Genomic DNA, 6,295 nt, shown 5'->3' on the forward strand with positions numbered 1-6,295 from the left:
TTTATTTTAAAACCTACTTTTTTTTCAATATCGGTTCGTAGGTGTACGTGAAAAATATCCATAAATAGTAATAATATTCAAAATTATAAATATCCTGTAGATTAAAGTACAAATGTATTTAAGTGAACACAGAATGAACAAGTTGAAACCTTTATTTTGAATAATATTGTCAAGTAAATAAATTTTTTAGTAATTCAGTAACTATGTTTTTGCTTTTTTTTGAAAATTTATATTGGATAAACTAATTAAAATAAAGTACACTTAATTATCTATCAAATTAAAAAAATAAAAAGTAAAATACGATGGAAATAAAAACATTTATTACAGTCAAGCCGATTGAAAGTAACACATGTTTCAAAACCATAAATAATTAAAAAAAATGAAAGTAAAATTTATAACTATCTTTTTGGTGTCCATTTGTTCATTTGGACAATCCCCAGAGCAATATTTCAAAGAAGGAAAAATGCAATTTGACAGTGCAAATTATAAAGATGCGATAATCAGTTATACAAATTCATATGATTTATCAGTTATTAAAAAAAATAAAAAAATTGAATCTAAGTCTCTTGCAAGTAGGGGTTTAGCTAAATCTGAAATTAAAGACTTTAAAGGTGCAATTGAAGATTATGATAAGTCTCTATTGATTGAATCTAATAATCCTAATGTTTATTTTTTGAAATCAATCTGTCTTGTTGAAATTAGTGATTATGAAAAAGCTATAATAACAATTACTAAGGCTTTAGAATTAGATAAGGTCAATGGTCTTTATTTCTTATTTAGAGCTGGCTTAAAAGAAAATATAAATGATTTTAAAGGTGCTATAATTGATTGCTTAGATGTTATAAAAATAGATCAGAAAGAAGGAAATGCCTACGCAATTATGGGTAGATGTAAACAAAAATTAGGATACTCTAAATTTGAAGTATGTTTAGATTTTAAAAATGGTATAGATTTGGGAGACCAAGAATGTAAAGAAGGGTTTAAAAAAAACTGTCGATAAAATAGTATTTAATAAAAAAATAATCAAATATAAATATGGGAACATTTGGAAAATCTCTAGGAAAAGAATTAGGTAAAAATACTGGAAAGTTTGTTTCAAACAAGGTTTTTGGGGATAAGTGGTCTACACCTTATCGAGTATCTGCGACTGTAGAAGTTGAAAAATTTAAAGCTTCTCAAGCAAAAATTCAGGCTGAAGCAGAATTTGATAGAATAAGACAGCAAGAAAGAATAGAGTTAGAAAGGAATGATAGGGAAGTATTACTTAAAATAAGTAAAGTTCAATTTAGTTTAGATAAAGATGAAATATATTATAACTTGACAGAAATGTGTTCATTGTTGGAAAGTTACCAAGACACTAAAGTTAAAAAGGGTGCCAAAGCTAAAATAAATGACGGTCTTTTTAAATTAAAGCAGATTAACGCTGTTCAAGAATACGAATATTTTAAAAACAAACTTGATGATTATGAAAAGAAAGTAAAATTTAGGTTATATTTTATCTTTTTTAGTTTGGGACTATTTCTTTTAGGAATAATATTAATTCAATTTTTTTCCGGAAATAAACCTTTGATAGGACTTATCGTTGGAAGTGTTATACTTATTATAACGAGTAGTATAATCTATGCAAATAAAATAGGTGTAAACTTTAATAAATAATTCATATGAAAAATACAATTGAAAAACTAAGAGGAACCAAAATTTCAGACGACGAGTATAAAATTTTTATTCTTACTTATCCTTTATTCCTAATAGCGATAGCTGATGGAACTTTTGATCCTGAAGAAAAAGATTTTATGAAAAATATTTTATATAATTTTTTAAACCCTTTATATAATGAAAACATTACGCATGAACAGTATGAAAGTTTAATTGATAATTATATTTTAGATTTTGAAGAATTATTTAGATCCAATAATCATAAAGTCGAAATTCTAACAGAATTTTCTAAGTTTGATAAAGAAGTTAAAAATGCAATTTTAGAATTATTAAATGAAGTTGCTAATATTTCTGATGGAATTAGTGAACAAGAAAAATTGGAAATATCTAATGTACAAGATTATATTTAAATAATCATAAAGGATTTAGATTTCTATTTAAATGTCAAACCGAGTTCACAAATGATAACTTGGTTTGACATTTTTTTTAAAATTTGTACTATAAAATTATTATTATCAAAAATTAAAAAACAAATTACAAATGGAAAGTTTTAAGATAGAATTAGAACATATTAGGTTAGAACTTATACACAGAAGGACAAAAAATGGCAATGTAATAAATCATCTTCGGCATTTTGTTGACCAATGGTTCTGTTATAAATATGGCTATATTACAAATGGGAATAGAGCAGCTTGGGGTAAGATAATTTTCAAAGAATATGTAAGCGAAGGTGTTTTAAAATTGTTAGAAAAAAATACTGAGGTAGAGTTGTTAAGTATGAAAGGTAAAAACAGGTTAATTGTTGAAAAAGAACATATTATGCCTTTAAATAGAATAACAAAAAAATTACTCGAGTTGCCAACAAATCCTTCAATTGAAGAAATTGAAACTATTTTAATAGAAAACTTAAAATACGCAACAATAAGTAAAGAGGAAGATAAGTTACTAACTAAACAAGATATGCCTTCTGAATATTTCGATTCTAATCATGAATTATTCAATGATTTCTTTGCTAGATATAAAAGTGTAGGAATAAAATTAAGTAGGAAAAATAATGTATATACTCTTTAAATCCATTTTTAAAATTAGGTTATGATTGTGCCAATGAACTCTTTTTTTCATTATTTTTCCAACTCCAAATCATAACTAGCATTCGCTTTCTGAATGAGTTGATAGGAAACAAAGAATCCCAAAACAAACAAAAGCAACAAAGCAATAAAGAGGACGTAACTTCCAATTAAGAAATTCCAAAAGATAAAGTAAAGCAAGAACCCATTGCCAGTTTGTAGTAACAAAGCTAAAATTCTTAGTTTTGAGAATGTTTTGCCACTGTTGGCATACCGTTTCCAAAAACCACCAGGTTTAATGGTGGTAGAAAATGTTACCAATGTTTTGCTATCTGTAGGAGCCGTACAAAAAGTAACCACTAACCAAGTTAAGCAAACCACTATTGTTAAAATAACAATTTTAATGGGATAATACTCGATGTTATAAGTGTGCTCAATAGTAGTGATAAAATGATTGACAACTGCATTGTTCTCAAACAAGGCATCTAGAATAGGAGGATAGACCAGTGCTGCTACCATGGCCGATAATTGTGACCAAGCGTTGATACGCCACCAATACCAGCGCAACATAAAAACAGGACCAACACCAGCAGTGATGGCAAATAAATATTTAGTGATACCCACTAAATTTGCTGCATATAGGGCGATGCCTCCGGCAACTACCACAATATATATCATGGCCACAATGCCCATTTTATTAGCCTTGACATCACTTAAATGAGGATTAATAGTATGCTTATAAAAGTTTTCAATTAATAACGATCCACCCCAGTTTTGCATGTTTTGCGCCAGTGAAATAAATGGGATTAAGAATAGGAGTGCCACTAGGGCCAACATCCAAGAAGGAAGTGCCTTTGCAAACAAGTTGGTGAAAGCCAATTCACTATCGGCAATGCCATTAGTATATCCATAACACACTGCCAAAAAAGGCAAAGTGAATAACACAACTCGAAATAGAACAACAGCTAAAGAAGGCAGAAAAACACTTTTTACTAAGTCGTTACTACTATTGGCGGCCATTAACTTTTGTCCATTCATATCAGGATAATCCAATACCGAAGCTGACCACCATTGCACCAAAATAAAGACCAAAAAAGCATTAAAGGTTTTTGAACCTATACTGGGGATAATACTAAAATTAATTTTGGAAGATTGCACTGTGGTTGCCAAATGCGCTAATCCTCCGGTATGATTAAACAGACTTATTGTTATGATACAAAAAAGCGACAGGAAAACAATAAAAAGAACAAAATCCATTCTGAGGCGCGACTTCAAACTATTGAAAAAAGTGAGTAATACAAAAAGAAGCGTGGCTAACATTATAGCGTCACGAAGTGCTATACCTATAACAAAACAAACTATTTTGCTAAAAGCCAGCACACTAAAACTGATGAGAAAAGGAATAATCACTAGTCCTAAATACAAACTTCTAAAAGTGTGAAGTACTTTAGCTCCTTTACCCGAATACCTAAAAAATAAAAATTCATTTTCAGTTTTAACGGGAACCTTACGCCATAAATGCGCAAAAAACGACACACTACAACTTGACCCAATAACTGCACTCCAATACAACCACATATCAGACAACTGGCCTTTTACTAATGCCTCACAAATTAATTGTGGTTCAATCATAATACTACTCGCCATGAGCATCGAAAAGCCAATGAGCCACCACCGTTCATTTTTGGTGTAAAATAAATTGGTCGTAAAATTTTGTCTTAGAGTTTTACTTAATCTTTTCAAAAAAATGCTGTTTGTTTTGGCTAAAATAAGGAAAAAGCCCAACTTACATAAGCAAACAATTGGTACGAGACCTATTTATTACCTCAATAGGTGTTTTAATAATAAGAAATATTATAACTACCAATTATTTGATCTGTACCGTAGGCTGTGAATAGTTTTTTTGTAATAGTTTGAGGAAATAAAATTTCATTATAACTGTATAAATACCCAATACGATTATTACTTTCCCTATAATAAGAACTTGTATTAGTAGTTGAAGATATAAATAATAATGAAAGAAAGAAGTCAATACCAGGTATAAAAAATATTTTATCTATTCCTGTAATGTTTTTGAAAGGACTATAACTCGAATAATGACTAACTCCTTTATTATCAATACTAGTACAAATCCCATTTGTTAACACAACATTTTGGGTTGATGGTGTACCACAAAATGTTTTTGTTACTGTAACTGAATCAGTCGAATTGTATACTAAATTTACTGTATCTACACCATTAGTTCCGTTGCAATTTCCATTTATGCTAATATTTACTAATTTATCGTTTTGATAAGAATAAGTTATATCTCCAATTTGAGTAATTAAATCCCCAAAATAAGTAAAATTTAAATTTTCTTGATAAGAAATCCCACCTTGAACGTCAAATAAAGTAATATTAATGTAATCAATTTTGTTACCATTATAAAAAAACTCATACGAAGTTGAATTAAAATTACCTAATGTACTTAGATATGCTCCTGTAGTCCCATCATTCTCTTCTATAAGCACTCTTTTAGGCAAAAGAGTACTAGGGTTTACATTTTGAGAGTTTTGACTAGATGTGGTGTCTGCAGTTTTAGCATACAAGGCATAAGGAACACTCAACAACTGCGTTGTTCCCATAGCTACAAAGTTTGCACCGGTGCTTAATTCAATGCCTAAAAAATAACTGCCACTCCCCCAGTTAATTGTGGAGAAGTTTCCGGTTGTAGCGGTTCCAGTACCAACTACTAAATTCACTTGCCCTAAATCATCTGTAGGCACATAATGCGTTTCACTAAATACAGGCAAACTTGTTGAGGTGTTCAACATGATATTGAACTTAAAAGTTACGTTTTGATTAATAATCAAATCACCAGCTGCATTTCTTACGGTAGCTTGATAATTAAAGCCTTGTGGGGCTTGGGCAAAAATTGCTGTTGTTGCAATTATTGCTAATATAGTGAAGAGTTTTTTCATAATGCTTTATTAATCTTTTACGAAACGCACAGAGAAACCATAGGTCCAGAAGTTATTGTAACTTGCTTGTACATATTCGCTATTGAAATCTAAGGTGCGGTTATATCCATAAGACCCACTAATAAAAGAATAAGACCACCAGCTGCCATTTGTGCGAATACCTGTAGATATCCCATTAAGGTCACGATAGCCTCCGGGAAGACCTGTAAAGCCTGACTCATTAGTAGCGCCCGTATTAGGGGTTGTCCAATGCGTTGTACCCGTTTCTTTCATTTTACCTCCTGCTACTGCGCCACCCAAATAGTTAGTTAAAGCACCCCAATCTGTATTTGAAGGCACATGCCAACCTGTTGGAGCCAATCTTTTATTGGGTGTATTAGGATTATCATCGTGTATTCCTATTAAAGCATAAAAATTATATAATTTACCATAAATCGCTCCATTAGCTTGGTCATTATTGTAATAACACCAAGCTCCTGTGGTTAAATTAGCCCAAGCTGTTGGATCTGTTACTTGTGGTATAGGTGTTCCATCACTATAAGTTGTTACATCCACGTTACAACCTGACCAAATTTGATTATTAATTGTAACGTATCCCAATGAACATGAAAT

The 6,295-nt window shown here is 30.5% G+C and carries 7 protein-coding genes; 4 read left to right on the forward strand and 3 right to left on the reverse strand.

What is annotated here, in order from left to right; all coding sequences use genetic code 11:
* Window positions 1–379 precede the first annotated feature (379 nt).
* From ACOYLT_RS09675 to ACOYLT_RS09690, 4 genes are all read left to right on the forward strand, one after another.
* Window positions 380–1,000 carry a tetratricopeptide repeat protein gene (locus ACOYLT_RS09675; RefSeq protein ID WP_422853650.1) on the forward strand — a complete coding sequence of 207 codons (621 nt, stop codon included), beginning with the start codon at window positions 380–382 and terminating at the stop codon, window positions 998–1,000.
* A gap of 35 nt (window positions 1,001–1,035) precedes the next feature.
* Complete coding sequence (locus ACOYLT_RS09680; protein WP_422853651.1) at window positions 1,036–1,656, forward strand: hypothetical protein; 621 nt, start codon at window positions 1,036–1,038, stop codon at window positions 1,654–1,656.
* Window positions 1,657–1,661: 5 nt separating this feature from the next.
* A complete protein-coding gene (locus tag ACOYLT_RS09685; RefSeq protein WP_422853652.1) occupies window positions 1,662–2,066 on the forward strand; it encodes a hypothetical protein in 405 nt (134 codons plus the stop codon).
* 130 nt (window positions 2,067–2,196) lie between these two features.
* The gene (locus ACOYLT_RS09690; protein ID WP_422853653.1) at window positions 2,197–2,727 is read left to right on the forward strand and encodes a hypothetical protein; all 531 of its coding nucleotides are present in this window, start codon (window positions 2,197–2,199) and stop codon (window positions 2,725–2,727) included.
* A gap of 50 nt (window positions 2,728–2,777) precedes the next feature.
* On the opposite strand, the gene ACOYLT_RS09695 is transcribed toward ACOYLT_RS09690, so the two are convergent.
* The 3 genes from ACOYLT_RS09695 to ACOYLT_RS09705 form a co-directional block, all read right to left on the reverse strand.
* The gene (locus tag ACOYLT_RS09695) at window positions 2,778–4,466 is read right to left on the reverse strand and encodes a sodium:solute symporter family transporter (protein ID WP_422853654.1); all 1,689 of its coding nucleotides are present in this window, start codon (window positions 4,464–4,466) and stop codon (window positions 2,778–2,780) included.
* A gap of 95 nt (window positions 4,467–4,561) precedes the next feature.
* The gene (locus ACOYLT_RS09700) at window positions 4,562–5,683 is read right to left on the reverse strand and encodes a hypothetical protein (protein WP_422853655.1); all 1,122 of its coding nucleotides are present in this window, start codon (window positions 5,681–5,683) and stop codon (window positions 4,562–4,564) included.
* A 9-nt stretch (window positions 5,684–5,692) separates the two neighbouring features.
* Window positions 5,693–6,295 (reverse strand): fibrobacter succinogenes major paralogous domain-containing protein (locus tag ACOYLT_RS09705; RefSeq protein ID WP_422853656.1); only part of this gene is annotated, 603 nt, incomplete at its 5' end.

Origin of the sequence: Flavobacterium sp. (assembly GCF_049318185.1) — a bacterium.
Classification (GTDB): Bacteria; Bacteroidota; Bacteroidia; order Flavobacteriales; family Flavobacteriaceae; genus Flavobacterium.

Excerpts from the sequence above, each read along its gene's own strand:
- ACOYLT_RS09675 (WP_422853650.1), top strand. The coding sequence starts at position 380 with ATGAAAGTAAAATTTATAACTATCTTTTTGGTGTCCATTTGTTCATTT.
- ACOYLT_RS09680 (WP_422853651.1), top strand. The coding sequence starts at position 1,036 with ATGGGAACATTTGGAAAATCTCTAGGAAAAGAATTAGGTAAAAATACT.
- ACOYLT_RS09685 (WP_422853652.1), top strand. The coding sequence starts at position 1,662 with ATGAAAAATACAATTGAAAAACTAAGAGGAACCAAAATTTCAGACGAC.
- ACOYLT_RS09690 (WP_422853653.1), top strand. The coding sequence starts at position 2,197 with ATGGAAAGTTTTAAGATAGAATTAGAACATATTAGGTTAGAACTTATA.
- ACOYLT_RS09700 (WP_422853655.1), bottom strand. The coding sequence starts at position 5,683 with ATGAAAAAACTCTTCACTATATTAGCAATAATTGCAACAACAGCAATT.